The sequence below is a fragment of the Nonomuraea sp. B12E4 genome, assembly GCF_039871825.1.
Taxonomy (GTDB): domain Bacteria; phylum Actinomycetota; class Actinomycetes; order Streptosporangiales; family Streptosporangiaceae; genus Nonomuraea.
Genome location: NZ_JBDPME010000006.1, coordinates 253,823 through 267,824, shown reverse-complemented (window position 1 = coordinate 267,824; position 14,002 = coordinate 253,823). Strand labels below are relative to the sequence as shown.

The following is a 14,002-nucleotide window of genomic DNA, read 5'->3' as shown; positions in this document are numbered from 1 at the left end:
CAGTGGCCGCCGTCTTTCATAACACCTTTGCTACGCCCTTGTCACAGCAATCCCGCGAGTGCCACCTCAAAACAGGAAAATTTCACCAAAATCGGGACAAGTCGTCACCGAAAGTGATCCCATCCGGTTCGCCCAATCTCGCGCCCGTACACCACGACGCCCTCGCCCTCGACCACCCGGCCCACGACCTGCCAGGACGGCGGCAGCCGTACGTCCGCCGGGAACACCGCCGCGAGCGCGTGGTCCTCGCCCCCCGTGAGCACCCACTCCAGCGGATCGGCCCCCAGCTCCTTGGCCGCCACCGCCACCGGCTCGGCCACCGCGAACGCCTGCGGGTCCAGCTCCAGGCGGACGCCGCTGGCCTCGGCGATGTGGCCGAGATCCTGCAGCAGCCCGTCGCTGACGTCCAGCATGGCGCTCGCGCCCAGCTCGGCCGCCACGGGGCCCATCGCGTACGGCGGGCACGGCCGCCGGTGCCCGGCCACGGCCTCCCGCAGGGCGGCGGAGCCCACCGTCACGCCCGCCTCCAGCAGCGCCCACCCGGCGGCGGAGTAGCCCAGCCTGCCCGCCACCGCCACCACCTGCCCCGGACTGGCCCCGGAACGTTTCACCGGGGCGCGCCCCCCGAGGTCGCCCAGCGCGGTCACACCGATGACCACCAGGTCACACCGGGTGATGTCGCCACCGGCCACGCTCGCCCCGACCACCGCGCACTCGTCCCCGAACCCGTCGGTCAGCGCGTCGAGCCAGGTCAAGGGCAGGTCGGCGGGGATCCCCAGGCCGACCACGATGGCCGTCGGCACGGCGCCCATGGCGGCGACGTCGGCCAGGTTCTGGGCCGCGGCCTTGCGTCCCACGTCATAGCCACTGGACCAGTCGCGGCGGAAGTGCCTACCCTCAAGCAGCAGATCAGTTGAGACCGCCACCCGCCCGTCGGGCGCGCCGATGACAGCGGCGTCGTCACCCGGGCCGAGCATTACCGCCGCCCCTTGGGGCAGACGTGCGGTAATACGATTAATCACTCCGAATTCGCCGAGATCTCCGACTGTGATGACGCACCTCCTGACGCACACAGGGTACGGTGGCCCTTCGGCGTGATCCAATCGCCCGGGAGGACGTAATGGTGCAGGCCTACATCCTTATCCAGACCGAGGTCGGCAAGGCCGCCGCAGTGGCTCGCGAGATCTCCGGGATTCCCGGGGTCACGCAGGCGGAAGACGTGACGGGGCCCTACGACGTGATCGTGCGCGCGGAGGCCAACAACGTCGACGAGCTGGGCAAGCTCGTCGTCGCACAGATTCAGGCAGTAAACGGCATCACGCGTACGCTTACGTGTCCGATAGTGCACATCTGAAGGTAGTAGTAGTCGCATGCGTGCCGTCGCCGTCCTGCTCGTTCTCCTGGCACTCGCCGGTTGCGGCGGCACATTGCGGGTCGATCCACCCACACCGCGGGGCGGAGCGGTGGCGGCCTGCGACAGGCTCGCCACCTTGCTGCCCCAGACGCTCGACGGCGCCGCGCGTGGCACGTCCACGCCCGACTCGCCGTATGTGGCCGTCTGGGGCGAGGGGTCCATCGCGTTGCGCTGCGGCGTGCCCCGGCCCGCCCGGATGGCGCCCACCGACCGGTTGCAGGAGATCGGCGACGTGGGGTGGTACGCCGATCCCGCCAAGCCCGCGCTGTTCACGGCCGTCGTCGACACCCCGGCCGACACGGTGTACGTGGAGGTCACGGTCGGCGGCGAGCACGCGCCCGGCGAGGTGCTCGCCGACCTGTCCAAGCCGATCGCCCAGATCTCGGCGCCGCCGGCCTGACCGGGCTCAGCGCAATCCCGCCGGACGGGACAGCGCGAGCTGGATGAGCCGGTCGACCAGCGCCGGGTAGGGCAGGCCAGAAGCGGCCCAGAGCTGCGGCGCCACCGACAGGGACGTGAACCCCGGCATGGTGTTGATCTCGTTGAAGATCAGCTCGCCGCCGGGGGTGTAGAAGAAGTCGACCCGCGCGAGCCCTTCGCACTCGAGCGCGTCGAACGCGCGCACGGCCATCGCCCGCAGCTCCTCGGCCGTCTCCGGCGGGAGGTCGGCGGGCACGGTGAGCGACATCTGGTCCGGGTAGTACTTCGCCTCGAAGTCGAAGAACTCCTGCCCGCCCTCGACCTTCACCTCTCCCGGCAGCGACGCGGCGGTGGGCTCGTCGCCCGGCGACTCCAGCACCGCGCACTCGATCTCGCGGCCCACGATCGCGGCCTCGACGATCACCTTGGGGTCGTGCTGCCGGGCGAACTCCACCGCCGCCTCCAGCCCCGCCCGGTCGTGCGCCTTGGAGATGCCCTGCGAGGAGCCGGCCCTGGCGGGCTTGACGAACATCGGGTAGCCGAGCTCCTCGGCCTCCTTGAGCATGCGGTGGCGGTCTAGCCGCCAGTCACGGTCGCGGATGACGACGTAGCGTCCCGTCGGGAGCCCCGCGGCGGCCATGACGGTCTTCATGTGGGCCTTGTCCATGCCCACCGCGCTGGCCAGCACGCCGGAGCCGACATAACGCACCCCGGCCATCTCCAGCAGGCCCTGGATCGTGCCGTCCTCGGCGAAGGGGCCGTGCATGACGGGGAAGACCACGTCGACCGTGCCGAGCTCCACGGGGATGCTGCCGGGGTCGTAGGCCATCAGCGAGTTGCCGCCGCCCGAGGGCAGCGCCAGCGCCGCTCCCGAGGTGTCCACGATGGGCAGCTCGCCCGCCTCGATGGCGTACCGCTGGTCGGACGCGGCCAGCACCCACCTGCCGTCCTGGGCGATCCCGATGGGGACCACCTCGTATTTGGTCCTGTCGATCGCCTCCAGCACGCTGCCCGCGCCCATTAGGGACACGGCATGCTCAGAATTGCGACCCCCGAAAACGACCGCGACGCGTGGCTTGCTCATGGTGTCCGAATCTACCGGTGGTGTCCTACTCACAGCGAGCCGAGCACGCCGCAATCAGGTCTTTCCCACAGTACGCCCCCTCCGCCACGTGCCGTGAGCAGCCGATTCACGCCGGACGCGGGGCGGCGGCGCCGGGTCACACGCCGTAGCGTTCGGGCTTCGGCGAGCGGGACATCAGCAGCATGCCCGCCTCGGCCGGTGACATGCCGTCGTGCACGACGCCGACCACGACCTCGGTGATCGGCATCTCGACGCCGTGCTTTCCGGCCAGCTCCAGCACGGACTCGCAGGACTTCACGCCCTCCGCGGTCTGCTTGGTGGCGGCCACGACCTCGGCCAGGGTCATGCCGCGGCCGAGGTTTTCGCCGAAGGTGCGGTTGCGCGACAGCGGCGACGTGCAGGTGGCGACCAGGTCGCCCATCCCGGCCAGTCCAGCGAACGTGTGCTGGTCGGCCCCGAGCGCGGCGCCCAGCCGCGAGATCTCGGCCAGCCCCCTGGTGATGAGCATGGCGCTGACGTTGTCGCCCATGCCCATGCCCGCCGAGACGCCCACGGCCAGCGCGATCACGTTTTTCACCGCGCCGCCCAGCTCCACGCCGACCACGTCGGGATTGGTGTAGGGGCGGAACCACGGCGGCAGGTGGCAGATCGCCTGGAAGCGGCCGGCGACCGACTCGTCGGTACAGGCCACGACCGTGGCGGCGGGCTGGCGGTGGGCGATCTCCTGGGCCAGGTTGGGGCCCGAGATCACGGCGACGCGCTCGTCGGGCACCTCGGCGACCTCGCGGATCACCTCGCTCATGCGCTTGGTCGTGCCCAGCTCGATGCCCTTCATCAGGCTGACCAGGACCGCGCTGGGCGGGATGTGCTCCCGCCAGGCGGCCAGGTTGGGGCGCAGGCTCTGCGACGGCACGGCCAGCACCACGAAGTCCGCTCCGTCCAGGGCGTGCGCGGGGTCGGTCGTGGCGCGCAGCGCCTCGGGAAGGGACACGCCGGGCAGGTAGTCGGGGTTGCGGTGCTCGCGGTCGATGACCTCGACCAGCTCCCGCCTGCGCCCCCACAGCGTGACCTCGTTGCCCGCCTCGGTCAGGAGCATCGCGAACGTGGTGCCCCACGAACCCGTGCCGAAAACCGCCACCCTCGTCATGCGATCACCGTCCGGCGGGGTCGTAGGGAGTCTCGGGGGCCTTCTCGCCGCGCAACTCGGCGAGCTGCGCGGTGATGGCCGCCATGATGTCGGCCGTCGCCTCGCGCAGGACGTCGGAGTGCGTGGGCTTGCCCGCGTATTTCGACAGGTCCACCGGCGGTCCCACGGTCACGTGGAACGTCTTGCGCGGGAACAGCCTGGGCTTCTTCGCGCCGTACGGGAGCAGCTCCTGCGCCCCCCAGTGGGCCACCGGGATGACCGGCGCGCCGCTCTCCAGCGCCAGCCGGGCCGCGCCCGTCTTGCCGACCATGGGCCACAGGTCTGGATCGCGGGTGCAGGTGCCCTCGGGGTAGAAAAGGATCGCGCCGCCGTCCTGGAGCCGCTGGGCCGAGATGCGCAGCGACTTCACGGCCTCGCTGCTGCCCCGGTAGACCGGGATGGCCAGCAGCTCCCTCACGGCCTTACCCAGCAAGGGCACCTTGAACAGGCCCGACTTGGCCAGGATGACCGGCCAGCGGCCGTGGTTGTACAGGAAGTGCGACAGCAGCACCGGATCGGTCCAGGAGAGGTGGTTGGCCGCGATGATCACCCCGCCGGTGCGGGGAATGCGCTCGCCCCGGCGCCAGTCTCGCTTCACCAGGAGCCTGGACAGCGGTTTCACCAGCACAACTGCCAGGGTTTCCCAGAAACGCGAGGGTCGCGTGGGGCGGCTCATGATCTCCTCCTACGGTATGCGCCCAAGTCTCGCGGTTGGCCGCGCGGAATGTCGACCCGGGAAGGCTCCGTTGAGGTCTCGCATCAGCTCCTCAGGCGTTTCGTCAACGCCCTGCGCGACGCCCCACACACTAACGCAAGATCAAGCGATAACCGTTCAAGTGTTCGATCTAAGGATGCGGTTCTATGTTTCTGTGCAGTCTCAACATGAAGGCCCGGAATTCCTTGTTCGAGGTGATTCCGTGAACGCCCACTGGACGCTCGTCATTCCGGTCAAGACACTGGTCGCGGCCAAGACCCGGCTGGCCGCCGCGACGGGTCCGCACCGCACCCGGCTGGCCGTCGCCATAGCCTGCGACACCGTGTCGGCGGCGCTGGCCTGCCGGCCGGTCGCCCGGGTGGTCGTGGTGACGTCCGACCCCGCCGCCGCGGGGCCGCTGGGCGCGCTCGGCGCCGACGTGGTGCACGACCCCGACCGGGGGCTGAACACCGCCCTGCGCACGGGCGCCGCCCACGCCGCGCGCCTGGCGCCCGGCGACGCGGTGGGCGCGCTCCAGGCCGACCTGCCCGCCCTGCGGCCCGCCGAGCTGGCGCTGGCCCTGGCGGCGGCGGCCGAGTTCGAGCAGTCGTTCGTGCCGGACGCGCCGGACGTGGGGACGACCTTCTACGGAGTGGGGCCCGGGGTGCCGTTCACGCCGAGGTTCGGCGGTGAGTCGCGGGCCAAGCACCTGGCGGGTGGGGCCAAGGAGCTGTGCGTGCCCGGCATCGACTCCGTACGGCGGGACGTGGACACCCCCGACGACCTGCGCGCGGCCATGGCGCTCGGGCTGGGCCCGCACACGGCGGCGGTGGTGGCAGACCTGTGGCCCGGCTCATGAGGTGGGTGCCTTCATGATGGCGGGGGCAAACCGTTTACCTGGACCTCCGGCCGAGCCCGCCCTACGCTGGTTCGCGTGCAGGGGACGGTACGCAGCTTCGATCAGGGCACTCGCTCGGGCACGGTCTTCCTCGATGACGGGACGGTGCTGGAGTTCGGCGCCACCGCCTTCGACGCGGGGCCGCTACGGCTGCTGCGCTCGGGCCAACGGGTCAACCTCGCGATGACCGGCGGCGAAATCACGTTCATCACGCTCTCGACATTCCCGCTCCCGTGACGGAGCAGGCCGCCGGTTCACGTGCGGCCGGCGTTCGCGGGGGTCTCCTGGGGAGAAATGCGGACGCCCGGGCCAAGGCCCGGGCGTGCTGGTCGGCTGGGTTTACCTCTTCTTTCCGATTTTCTTGCCGCCCTCGTTGACCAGCTCTTTGAAATCCGAGCCGGGGCGGAACTTGGGTCCCCAGCTCTCAGCGACATTGATTTCCGCACCGGTCGACGGATTCCGCGCCGTGCGCGCGGGCTTGTTCACCATCTCGAACGCGCCGAAGCCCGTGATCGAGACCTTGTCGCCCTTGGCCACGGCCTTCTGGATGGCGTCGATGACCGCGTTCACGGCCTCGGTGGCCGTCTTCCTGTCGCCCACCCGATCCGTGATGGCCTCGACGAGTTCTCGCTTGTTCATGAAAGTCCTGCTCCCCCAGTTACGGCTCGGGGTTCCAGCTCACGAGTTCGACGTAGAAACCCCTTACGCGCTCGAAAGTAGGCGGGATTGCGGGGGAACTCAATCACCTAGCGTGTTTCCTCATTGCGTGGCGTGTCGAAGGCCGTGTCAAGGGCGGTCAGAAACGCTTCGAGACGCGCCGCCGCCCTTTCCGGATCCCGCTTCGCGAGGTCGCAGATCGCGAGGTAACGGCGGGCCGCCCGCTCCTTGTCCGCGGCGGGCAGCAGGCGGACGCGGCGGTGCGCCTCGCGCAACCGCCGCGCCAGTTCGTCGTCCTCTAGACGGTCGTCGGCAGCCATGGCTGCCGACCATTCTCGTACGCCCCGACCTCGTCGGCATGACGCAGGGTCAGCCCGATGTCGTCGAGACCCTCCATGAGCCGCCAGCGGGTGTAGTCGTCGGTCTCGAACGGGACGGCCTCGCCGGCCCAGCGGACCTGGCGTTCGACCAGGTCGACGGTGATCTCCAGCTTGGGGTCCGCCTCGACGGCCGACTGCAGGGCCTCGACCTGGTCGCCCGGCAGGACGACCGGCAGCAAGCCCATCTTCGTGGCGTTGTTACGGAAGATGTCGCCGAACCTGGCGGCGATCACGGCGCGGAACCCGTACTGCTGCAGCGCCCAGACGGCGTGCTCGCGCGAGGAGCCGGTGCCGAAGTCGGGGCCGGAGACGAGGATCGAGCCGCCCTCGTAGACCGGGTCGTTCAGCACGAACGTGGGGTCCTCGCGCCAGGCCGCGAACAGGCCCCGCTCGAAACCGGTCCTGCTGACCTGCTTGAGCCAGACGGCCGGGATGATCTGGTCGGTGTCGACGTTGCTGCGGCGCAGCGGCACCGCCGTACCGGTGTGGGTGGTGAAGGCTTCCATCGGAGTCTCTCCTGAAATCAGAGGTCGGCATTGGCAGATGCGTCGGTGAGGCGGCCTGGCCGTCTCACCCCGACCTGCTAGAGGTCCGCGGGGGCGGTGAGGCGGCCGGTGACGGCGGTCGCGGCGGCGACCTGCGGCGACACCAGGTGGGTGCGGCCACCCTTGCCCTGGCGGCCCTCGAAGTTGCGGTTGGAGGTGGAGGCGCTGCGCTCGCCCGGCTGGAGCGTGTCGGGGTTCATGCCCAGGCACATCGAGCAGCCGGCCTCGCGCCACTCGGCGCCCGCGGCCTTGAAGACCTCGTGCAGGCCCTCCTGCTCGGCCTGCAGCTTGACCAGCATCGAGCCGGGCACGATCAGCGTGCGGGTCCGCACCTGGCGGCCGCGCAGGATCTCGGCGGCCGAGCGCAGGTCCTCGATGCGGCCGTTGGTGCACGACCCGACGAAGACCGTGTCGACCTCGATCTCGCGCAGCGGCGTGCCCGCGGTCAGGCCCATGTAGGTCAGCGCCCGCTCGGCGGCCGCGCGCTCGACCGGGTCGGTGAAGGAGTCGGGGCTCGGCACGGCCTCGCCCAGCGGCAGGCCCTGTCCCGGGTTGGTGCCCCACGTGACGTACGGGGTCAGGGTCGAGGCGTCGATCTCCACGACCTTGTCGAACACGGCGTCGTCGTCGGTGCGCAGCGACTTCCAGTATTCGACGGCCTGGTCCCACCGCGCGCCCTGCGGCGCGTGCGGTCGGCCCTTGAGGTAGTCGAACGTGGTCTCGTCCGGCGCGATCATGCCGGCCCGGGCGCCCGCCTCGATCGACATGTTGCAGACCGTCATGCGGCCCTCCATGGAGAGCCTGCGTACGGCCTCGCCGCGGTATTCGACGATGTAGCCCTGGCCGCCGCCGGTGCCGATCTTGGAGATGATCGCCAGGATCAGGTCCTTGGCGGTGACGCCGGCGGGCAGCTCGCCGGTGACCTCGATGGCCATCGTCTTCGGCCGGTAGGCGGGCAGCGTCTGCGTGGCCAGCACGTGCTCGACCTCGGAGGTGCCGATGCCGAACGCGATGCCGCCGAACGCGCCGTGCGTCGAGGTGTGCGAGTCACCGCACACGATCGTCATGCCCGGCTGGGTCAGCCCGAACTGCGGCCCGATGATGTGCACCACGCCCTGCCCGGCGTCGCCCATCGGATGGAGCCGGATGCCGAACTCCGCGGCGTTCTTGCGCAGTGTCTCGACCTGCGTCTTGGACACCGGGTCGGCGATCGGGCCGAGCACGGTCGGCACGTTGTGGTCCTCGGTGGCGATGGTGAGATCGGGCCGCCGCACCTTACGGCCGGCGAGCCGGAGCCCGTCGAACGCCTGGGGGCTGGTCACCTCGTGAATGAGGTGCAGGTCAATATAGAGCAGGTCAGGCTCGCCCTCCGCGCGCCGGACTACGTGTTGCTCCCAGACCTTCTCGGCCAGTGTGCGGCCCATGATCTCCTCCAGCTCGATTGCGATGCTGCCGCGTTCGGAGAATCCTCCGACTTGCTTTCTCATATGTCGAGACGGCAGTATCGGTTTATGGACAACTCTAGCGGAGTCGGAGTACTCGACAAGGCAGTTCTTGTACTCAATGCCCTCGAAGCGGGACCCGCTTCACTGGCTCAGCTCGTGCAGGCCACCGGTCTGGCCCGGCCCACCGCCCACCGGCTGGCCGTCGCCCTGGAGCACCACCGCATTGTGAGTCGTGACACACAGGGCCGTTTCGTGCTCGGCCCCCGGCTGTCCGAGTTGTCCACCGCGGCCGGCGAGGACCGGCTGCTCGCGGTGGCGGCACCGGTCCTGCTCCACCTCAGGGATCTCACCGGGGAGAGCGCGCAGCTCTACCGCCGCCAGGGTGACGAGCGTGTCTGCGTGGCCGCGGCGGAGCGGGCCAGCGGGTTGCGCGACACCGTGCCCGTCGGCTCCGCATTGCCCATGACGGCCGGCTCGGCGGCCCAGATCCTGCTGGCGTGGGAGGAGCCCGACCGGCTGCACCGCGGACTGCGCGGGGCCAAGTTCACCGCCGCCACGCTCGCCTCCGTACGGCGCCGGGGCTGGGCCCACAGCGTCGGCGAAAGAGAGCAGGGAGTGGCCAGCGTTTCGGCGCCCATAAGGGGCAGCGGCGGCAAGGTCATAGCGGCCGTATCCGTCTCCGGACCCATAGAGCGGCTGACGAGGGCGCCCGGACGACTGCACGCCGTGCCCGTCATGGCCGCCGCCGAACGCATCACTGAGGCGATGCGCCGCACGTCATGATCAGCAAAAGGATGTATTTCGGGAGCCGACAGCCTCGCTGGCGCACTAGCCTGAGTGCGTGACAGATCGCATCGAGGTAGCCGCCACTGAGCTGCGACCCCTGCTCGAAGAGTTCATCATGTGGGCGCGTGCGAACGCCCCCGGAAGCGACCCCGAGCTCGTGGGGCCCGCCGCGCTGTGGCACCGTCTCGCCTTCTCGCAGGACCTCGGCACGTGGAAGCGTGCCGACCTGCGTAACCTGCTCCTCGACCGCATGCCCAAGGTCGTACAGGATCCCGACGCCGCCGCCGACGGGATGCTCCCGGCCGTGGACGCCTACCTGACGTTCCTCTCGCAGACCGGCAGGCTGGCGGAGGGCTCTGACTCCCTCGCCGATCTGCAGGCCGAGCTCGACGACGTCGAAGACGAGTTCGTCGACCTCATGGAGGACCTGCTGGAGGACGCCGACGGCGAAGACGACGAGGAGGACGACGGGGCCGGCGACCTGGGCGACTTCGAGCCGTTCGCGGACGAGCTCGCCGAGCTCGACACGATCAGGCTGCGGCCCGATTCCGAGCTGGCCGCCGCGGCCCGCCAGGCCCCGCTGGTCGCCATGGCCCGCGACCTGGCCCTCTGGGTGGGTTCCGGGCGCAAGGTGGGCGAGGACACGCTGCTCACCGACGCCGAGGTGGAGGAGGCGCTGGCGGCCGTCGGGCTGCCCCGGCCGGAGACCGAGGGGCCGATCGCCGAGGCCGTCCCCCATCTGTGGAACATCTGGAACCTCGCCGTGGACCTGGAGTTCCTCCAGCCGGGCGAGGGCAACACGGTGGCCGTGCAGGACGACACGGAAGAGTGGCCGTTCGACGACGACGAGGACGTGCTCGACGCGTGGATGCTCGGGCTGCACTCGGTCGACTACGGCGATCCCGAGCTGGACGACGACGATCTCACGATGGCCCTGGCCGGGCTGACCAGGGGCGTGCTGGTCCGGCTGCTCCTGGCGGGCGGCTCACGCGACCTGGACGAGCTGGCCCAGGATTTGGCCGAGACCGCCGCCGACCTCGACGAGCTGGGCTCCGACGCCTGGGAGGCGGCGGGCGACCCGCTGGCGCCCGCGATCGACTGGCTGGTCGGCTACGGCATGGTCGAGCTCCGGGACAAGGCCCTCAGCCTCACGCCGCTCGGCACCGAAGGCGTCATCCACCTGGTCGACGACGCCGACATCGAGGTGGACGCGCGGCCCGCCATCGAGTCGATGAGCGCCCACGAGCTGCTGGCGCTGAGCGCCGAGCTGCCCGAGGAGGAGGCGGACGCGGAGTTCGCGGCCTGGATGCGGCTGCGCGAGCCGGGCAAGGCGGCCGAGGAGCTGCTGGAGGCGGCGGCCGAGGACGAGAGCGACGCGCTGATCAGGGTGCAGGCGGCCAGCGTCGTGGGCACGCTGGGCGCGGCCGCCATCCCGGCCTGGCAGGCAGCGCTCAAGCAGTCGTCGCTGCGGCCCTACGCGGCCACGCACCTGAGCCAGCTGGAGGTCGAGGGGGCGCCGGAGCCCACGCAGGATGACACGCACTGGCTGATCCTGGACATGTGGACGATCTCGGCGGGGCTGGGGCGGTCGGAGTTCGTCAGCAGCCTGCGGGACATCGGGCCCGACATGGTCAACAGCCTGCTCGAAGTGATCTGGAAGATTCCGCACGCGCATGTGGAGGAGCTGCTCGACCTGATCTCGCAGGTCCACCCGGACAAGCAGGTCGCCAAGGCGGCCCGGCGCGCGCTCTTCAAGGCCCGGTCCCTCTAGCTTTTTCAGGGCGTTTTGTCACTCTGGCCCCCGTCGCTTCGCCGGCGGGGGCCACCACTTTTGGTCTTTACGCTTCGTACGGGCGGCCCCACCCGCCGCACGTGGTTGGGCCCTGTCCAGGGGAACGCTCCTGAGGTGTACGGGGCCGGGCGCCGTAACGTGCGCACTGCCGGCCACCGACGTGAGAGTCGTCAGCCCGCCCGGCGGGCCCATTTCGTTAATGGGGCCGCGGAAGTGGATTTGGCCGCGGAATGCGAAACGCCCCAGGCTGTGAATCTTGCCTGGGGCAGTTGCGGTAGACGTAGTCCCGACCGGATTCGAACCGGCGCTACCGCCTTGAGAGGGCGGCGTCCTGGGCCACTAGACGACGGGACCTTGCTGGCTTGTAACAGTGGTAGTCCCGACCGGATTCGAACCGGCGCTACCGCCTTGAGAGGGCGGCGTCCTGGGCCACTAGACGACGGGACCCTGTCCACAAGCTGATCTGCCGGGATCCCCGGCAACGCAGGTAACTCTACCGCACCCCGGAGACCCAACCAAACCACTTCTCGGCCCGCCGGCTTGGGGCTGCGGCGCCGAACCCGGCCTCCCGCCGGGCTTCCTTCCGCCGCGCGAACGGATCACCACCATGATCAGGGGCGGGGCGGTCAGGGGGTGAGGAGGCCGCGGCGGTAGCCCTCGCCGACGGCGGCGGCACGGTCGCCGACATCGAGCTTGGCGTAGATGTGCAGGAGGTGGGTCTTGACGCTGGCCTCGCTGATGAACAGCACGGCCGCCGCCTCCTTGTTCGTCGCTCCCCCGGCCACCAGGCGCAGCACCTCCAGCTCGCGCTTGGTCAGTTTGCCCCGCGCGGGCTTGCGGAGGTTGTCGGCCAGGCGGCCGGCCACGGCGGGGGCCAGGACGGTCTCACCCCTGTGGGTGGCTCGGACGGCGCGGGCCAGCTCCTCCGGCGGGGTGTCCTTCAGCAGGTAGCCGCTGGCTCCGGCCTCCAGCGCGGGCAGGACGTCGGTGTCGAACGTCGTGAGCACCAGCACCCTCGGCCCGGTGCCGCTGAGTTCGCGGATGGCCGTGACGCCGTCCATGCCGGGCATGCGCAGATCCATGAGGACGATGTCGGGCCGGAGCTCGGCGGCCAGGCGTACGGCGGTCGCGCCGTCGGCCGCCTCGCCGACGATCTCGAAGTCGGGCTCGCCGGAGAGGTTGGCGCGTAGCCCGTCGCGCACGATGGGGTGATCGTCCGCAATGAGCAGTCTCAACCGCATACGTTCCTCCGACGAGTACGTGAAGTACGACAGGTGCCGACGAGTACAACAGGTCCAACGTCGGACGGGCGCGGCCGATCCTCCGGTGGATGGACGCGACCGGGTGACCAGCGTCTCACCGATCCGCCGCCCTCCCGGGCCCGGCTGGGTCCGGCTGGGTCCGGAGCCGCCTGGAAGGGCGGTGTCATGCGTTCCCGGGGCCCTCGGAGAGGGCGGTTGATGATGGGAGGCGCTCCGGGGGGAGGCTGGGGGCGGTGGCGGCTATGGCCGTGCCGTGGCCCGGCTCGGACTCGACGCGCAGAGTGCCGCCGATGCCGCGCAACCGCTGGCGCATGCCGTCCAGGCCGAAGCCGTCAGCGGGCGCGTGCGGGGCGAAACCCGTTCCGTCATCGCGGATGTCCAGGAGGACGAGTTCGTCCGTGTAGGACAGAGTGAGGCCCGTTCTGGTGGCACTGGCGTGCTTGGCGACGTTGGTCAGGGCTTCCTGGGCGACCCGGAACAGGGCGGTCTCCACGTCGGCCGCCAGCGCGACCGGGGTGCCGGTGATCTCCAGGGTGAGGCGCACGCCGGCCGATCGCGACCAGGACGTGGCCAGGCGTTCGAGGGCCGTGGGGAGGTCGGTGTGCTCCAGGGGCTCGGGGCGGAGGGCCCGTACGGACCTGCGGGCCTCTGACAGGCTCTGGCGGGCGAGCGCGGCCGCCTGGTCGAGGTGGCGACGGCGGGCCGGGGCCTGGGAGGCGCGGGTGGCGGCGTCGAGCTGGCCGATCAGGGCGGCGAGGTCCTGGGCGAGCGTGTCGTGGATCTCGCCCGCCATCCGGTGCCGCTCGTCCAGTACGCCCGCGCGCCGGGCCTGTTCCAGGAGCCGGGCGTTGAGGTCGGCGTTGTCGGCCATGGTGGAACGCAGCCGCTCGACCAGGCGGCGCCGCTTGTCGTGCTCGGCGGCGACGTACCAGCCGGCGACGGCCAGGGGCATGGCGACGCCCGCGATCACGCTGGGGAGGGTGGCGCGGGCGGCCGGGCCCGCCTGGGCGGCCAGGCTGACCACCGCCGTGACCGTGACGCCCAGCATGGCCAGCCGCGCGGGGAGCAGGCCGATGGCCAGCGGATAGCCCACGTAGCCGAAAACGACGAAGGGGGGACTCGCGGTGATCAGCGCTCCGGCGAGCACGATGAGGACGCCGTAGTGGGCGACGACGAGGACGCGGTGGGTGTCGCGGCGGGGGTGGAGCCAGACGAGCGGCGCCAGCCACACCGCGACGGCCAGGGCCGGCACGGGCCAGGGCAGGCCCAGCCAGCCCGGGGTCGCCGTCGCCGGGGGGTCGGTGAGGGCCGCCGCGGTCGAGGAGACGGCGAGCAGCGCGTATGAGAGCACCGGGAACACCCAGCGCTCGCGGCCATCGAGCCGGCTCATGGATCCCAGCCTGGCACGCGGCATCCACCGATCGGTTGATGGCGGCCGT

16 protein-coding genes and 2 tRNA genes are annotated in these 14,002 nt (G+C 70.7%); 6 read left to right on the top strand and 12 right to left on the bottom strand.

The genetic code is table 11. The features are described 5' to 3' along the window. Positions 1 to 104: 104 nt before the first annotated feature. On the bottom strand, positions 105 to 1,073 hold the full coding sequence (locus tag ABGB18_RS17130) for a thiamine-phosphate kinase (RefSeq protein WP_347696490.1): 969 nt from the start codon (positions 1,071 to 1,073) through the stop codon (positions 105 to 107). 47 nt (positions 1,074 to 1,120) lie between these two features. On the opposite strand from ABGB18_RS17130, the gene ABGB18_RS17125 reads away from it, so the two are divergent. Together ABGB18_RS17125 and ABGB18_RS17120 are read left to right on the top strand one after the other, a co-directional pair. Continuing rightward, a complete protein-coding gene (locus tag ABGB18_RS17125) occupies positions 1,121 to 1,354 on the top strand; it encodes an Lrp/AsnC ligand binding domain-containing protein (protein ID WP_347696489.1) in 234 nt (77 codons plus the stop codon). A gap of 16 nt (positions 1,355 to 1,370) precedes the next feature. Further along, positions 1,371 to 1,814 (top strand): DUF3515 family protein, encoded by a 444-nt coding sequence (locus ABGB18_RS17120; protein WP_347696488.1) that lies wholly within the window; start codon positions 1,371 to 1,373, stop codon positions 1,812 to 1,814. Positions 1,815 to 1,820: 6 nt separating this feature from the next. Here the strand turns inward: ABGB18_RS17120 and ABGB18_RS17115 are convergent, their stop codons facing one another. From ABGB18_RS17115 to ABGB18_RS17105, 3 genes are all read right to left on the bottom strand, one after another. Further along, on the bottom strand, positions 1,821 to 2,918 hold the full coding sequence (locus ABGB18_RS17115) for a D-alanine--D-alanine ligase family protein (protein WP_347696487.1): 1,098 nt from the start codon (positions 2,916 to 2,918) through the stop codon (positions 1,821 to 1,823). Between the two features lie 136 nt (positions 2,919 to 3,054). Further along, complete coding sequence (locus ABGB18_RS17110; protein ID WP_347696486.1) at positions 3,055 to 4,065, bottom strand: NAD(P)H-dependent glycerol-3-phosphate dehydrogenase; 1,011 nt, start codon at positions 4,063 to 4,065, stop codon at positions 3,055 to 3,057. Positions 4,066 to 4,069: 4 nt separating this feature from the next. Further along, positions 4,070 to 4,780, bottom strand: a complete 711-nt coding sequence (locus tag ABGB18_RS17105; RefSeq protein WP_347696485.1) for a lysophospholipid acyltransferase family protein — start codon at positions 4,778 to 4,780, stop codon at positions 4,070 to 4,072. A gap of 241 nt (positions 4,781 to 5,021) precedes the next feature. On the opposite strand from ABGB18_RS17105, the gene cofC reads away from it, so the two are divergent. Continuing rightward, a complete protein-coding gene (gene cofC / locus ABGB18_RS17100; RefSeq protein ID WP_347696484.1) occupies positions 5,022 to 5,657 on the top strand; it encodes a 2-phospho-L-lactate guanylyltransferase in 636 nt (211 codons plus the stop codon). Between the two features lie 75 nt (positions 5,658 to 5,732). After that, a complete protein-coding gene (locus ABGB18_RS17095; RefSeq protein WP_347696483.1) occupies positions 5,733 to 5,933 on the top strand; it encodes a hypothetical protein in 201 nt (66 codons plus the stop codon). Positions 5,934 to 6,035: 102 nt separating this feature from the next. On the opposite strand, the gene ABGB18_RS17090 is transcribed toward ABGB18_RS17095, so the two are convergent. The 4 genes from ABGB18_RS17090 to leuC all read right to left on the bottom strand — a co-directional run bounded on the left by ABGB18_RS17090 (position 6,036) and on the right by leuC (position 8,702). Then, the gene (locus ABGB18_RS17090; protein WP_347696482.1) at positions 6,036 to 6,335 is read right to left on the bottom strand and encodes an HU family DNA-binding protein; all 300 of its coding nucleotides are present in this window, start codon (positions 6,333 to 6,335) and stop codon (positions 6,036 to 6,038) included. A 107-nt stretch (positions 6,336 to 6,442) separates the two neighbouring features. Continuing rightward, a complete protein-coding gene (locus ABGB18_RS17085) occupies positions 6,443 to 6,673 on the bottom strand; it encodes a hypothetical protein (protein WP_347696481.1) in 231 nt (76 codons plus the stop codon). Then, positions 6,652 to 7,239: a 3-isopropylmalate dehydratase small subunit gene (gene leuD / locus ABGB18_RS17080; protein ID WP_347696480.1), complete on the bottom strand. Its 588-nt coding sequence runs from the start codon at positions 7,237 to 7,239 to the stop codon at positions 6,652 to 6,654. The genes ABGB18_RS17085 and leuD overlap by 22 nt, the downstream gene beginning before the upstream one ends. 77 nt (positions 7,240 to 7,316) lie before the next feature. Then, positions 7,317 to 8,702 (bottom strand): 3-isopropylmalate dehydratase large subunit, encoded by a 1,386-nt coding sequence (gene leuC, locus ABGB18_RS17075; RefSeq protein ID WP_347696608.1) that lies wholly within the window; start codon positions 8,700 to 8,702, stop codon positions 7,317 to 7,319. Between the two features lie 87 nt (positions 8,703 to 8,789). Between leuC and ABGB18_RS17070 the strand changes: the two genes are divergently transcribed. Next, on the top strand, positions 8,790 to 9,506 hold the full coding sequence (locus ABGB18_RS17070; protein ID WP_090938366.1) for an IclR family transcriptional regulator: 717 nt from the start codon (positions 8,790 to 8,792) through the stop codon (positions 9,504 to 9,506). 58 nt (positions 9,507 to 9,564) lie between these two features. Next, positions 9,565 to 11,280, top strand: coding sequence for a hypothetical protein (locus tag ABGB18_RS17065; RefSeq protein WP_347696479.1), 1,716 nt, complete (start codon positions 9,565 to 9,567; stop codon positions 11,278 to 11,280). Positions 11,281 to 11,582: 302 nt separating this feature from the next. On the opposite strand, the gene ABGB18_RS17060 is transcribed toward ABGB18_RS17065, so the two are convergent. From ABGB18_RS17060 to ABGB18_RS17045, 4 genes are all read right to left on the bottom strand, one after another. Then, a tRNA-Glu gene (locus tag ABGB18_RS17060) sits at positions 11,583 to 11,655 on the bottom strand. A 17-nt stretch (positions 11,656 to 11,672) separates the two neighbouring features. Continuing rightward, positions 11,673 to 11,748 (bottom strand) — tRNA-Glu (locus tag ABGB18_RS17055). Between the two features lie 179 nt (positions 11,749 to 11,927). Further along, positions 11,928 to 12,542: a response regulator transcription factor gene (locus ABGB18_RS17050; RefSeq protein ID WP_347696478.1), complete on the bottom strand. Its 615-nt coding sequence runs from the start codon at positions 12,540 to 12,542 to the stop codon at positions 11,928 to 11,930. Between the two features lie 184 nt (positions 12,543 to 12,726). Next, the gene (locus ABGB18_RS17045; protein WP_347696477.1) at positions 12,727 to 13,953 is read right to left on the bottom strand and encodes a sensor histidine kinase; all 1,227 of its coding nucleotides are present in this window, start codon (positions 13,951 to 13,953) and stop codon (positions 12,727 to 12,729) included. Positions 13,954 to 14,002 lie beyond the last annotated feature (49 nt).

Excerpts from the sequence above, each read along its gene's own strand:
- ABGB18_RS17125 (WP_347696489.1), top strand. The coding sequence starts at position 1,121 with ATGGTGCAGGCCTACATCCTTATCCAGACCGAGGTCGGCAAGGCCGCC.
- ABGB18_RS17120 (WP_347696488.1), top strand. The coding sequence starts at position 1,371 with ATGCGTGCCGTCGCCGTCCTGCTCGTTCTCCTGGCACTCGCCGGTTGC.
- ABGB18_RS17115 (WP_347696487.1), bottom strand. The coding sequence starts at position 2,918 with ATGAGCAAGCCACGCGTCGCGGTCGTTTTCGGGGGTCGCAATTCTGAG.
- ABGB18_RS17110 (WP_347696486.1), bottom strand. The coding sequence starts at position 4,065 with ATGACGAGGGTGGCGGTTTTCGGCACGGGTTCGTGGGGCACCACGTTC.
- ABGB18_RS17105 (WP_347696485.1), bottom strand. The coding sequence starts at position 4,780 with ATGAGCCGCCCCACGCGACCCTCGCGTTTCTGGGAAACCCTGGCAGTT.
- ABGB18_RS17090 (WP_347696482.1), bottom strand. The coding sequence starts at position 6,335 with ATGAACAAGCGAGAACTCGTCGAGGCCATCACGGATCGGGTGGGCGAC.
- ABGB18_RS17085 (WP_347696481.1), bottom strand. The coding sequence starts at position 6,673 with ATGGCTGCCGACGACCGTCTAGAGGACGACGAACTGGCGCGGCGGTTG.
- leuD (WP_347696480.1), bottom strand. The coding sequence starts at position 7,239 with ATGGAAGCCTTCACCACCCACACCGGTACGGCGGTGCCGCTGCGCCGC.
- leuC (WP_347696608.1), bottom strand. The coding sequence starts at position 8,702 with ATGGGCCGCACACTGGCCGAGAAGGTCTGGGAGCAACACGTAGTCCGG.
- ABGB18_RS17070 (WP_090938366.1), top strand. The coding sequence starts at position 8,790 with ATGGACAACTCTAGCGGAGTCGGAGTACTCGACAAGGCAGTTCTTGTA.
- ABGB18_RS17050 (WP_347696478.1), bottom strand. The coding sequence starts at position 12,542 with ATGCGGTTGAGACTGCTCATTGCGGACGATCACCCCATCGTGCGCGAC.
- ABGB18_RS17045 (WP_347696477.1), bottom strand. The coding sequence starts at position 13,953 with ATGAGCCGGCTCGATGGCCGCGAGCGCTGGGTGTTCCCGGTGCTCTCA.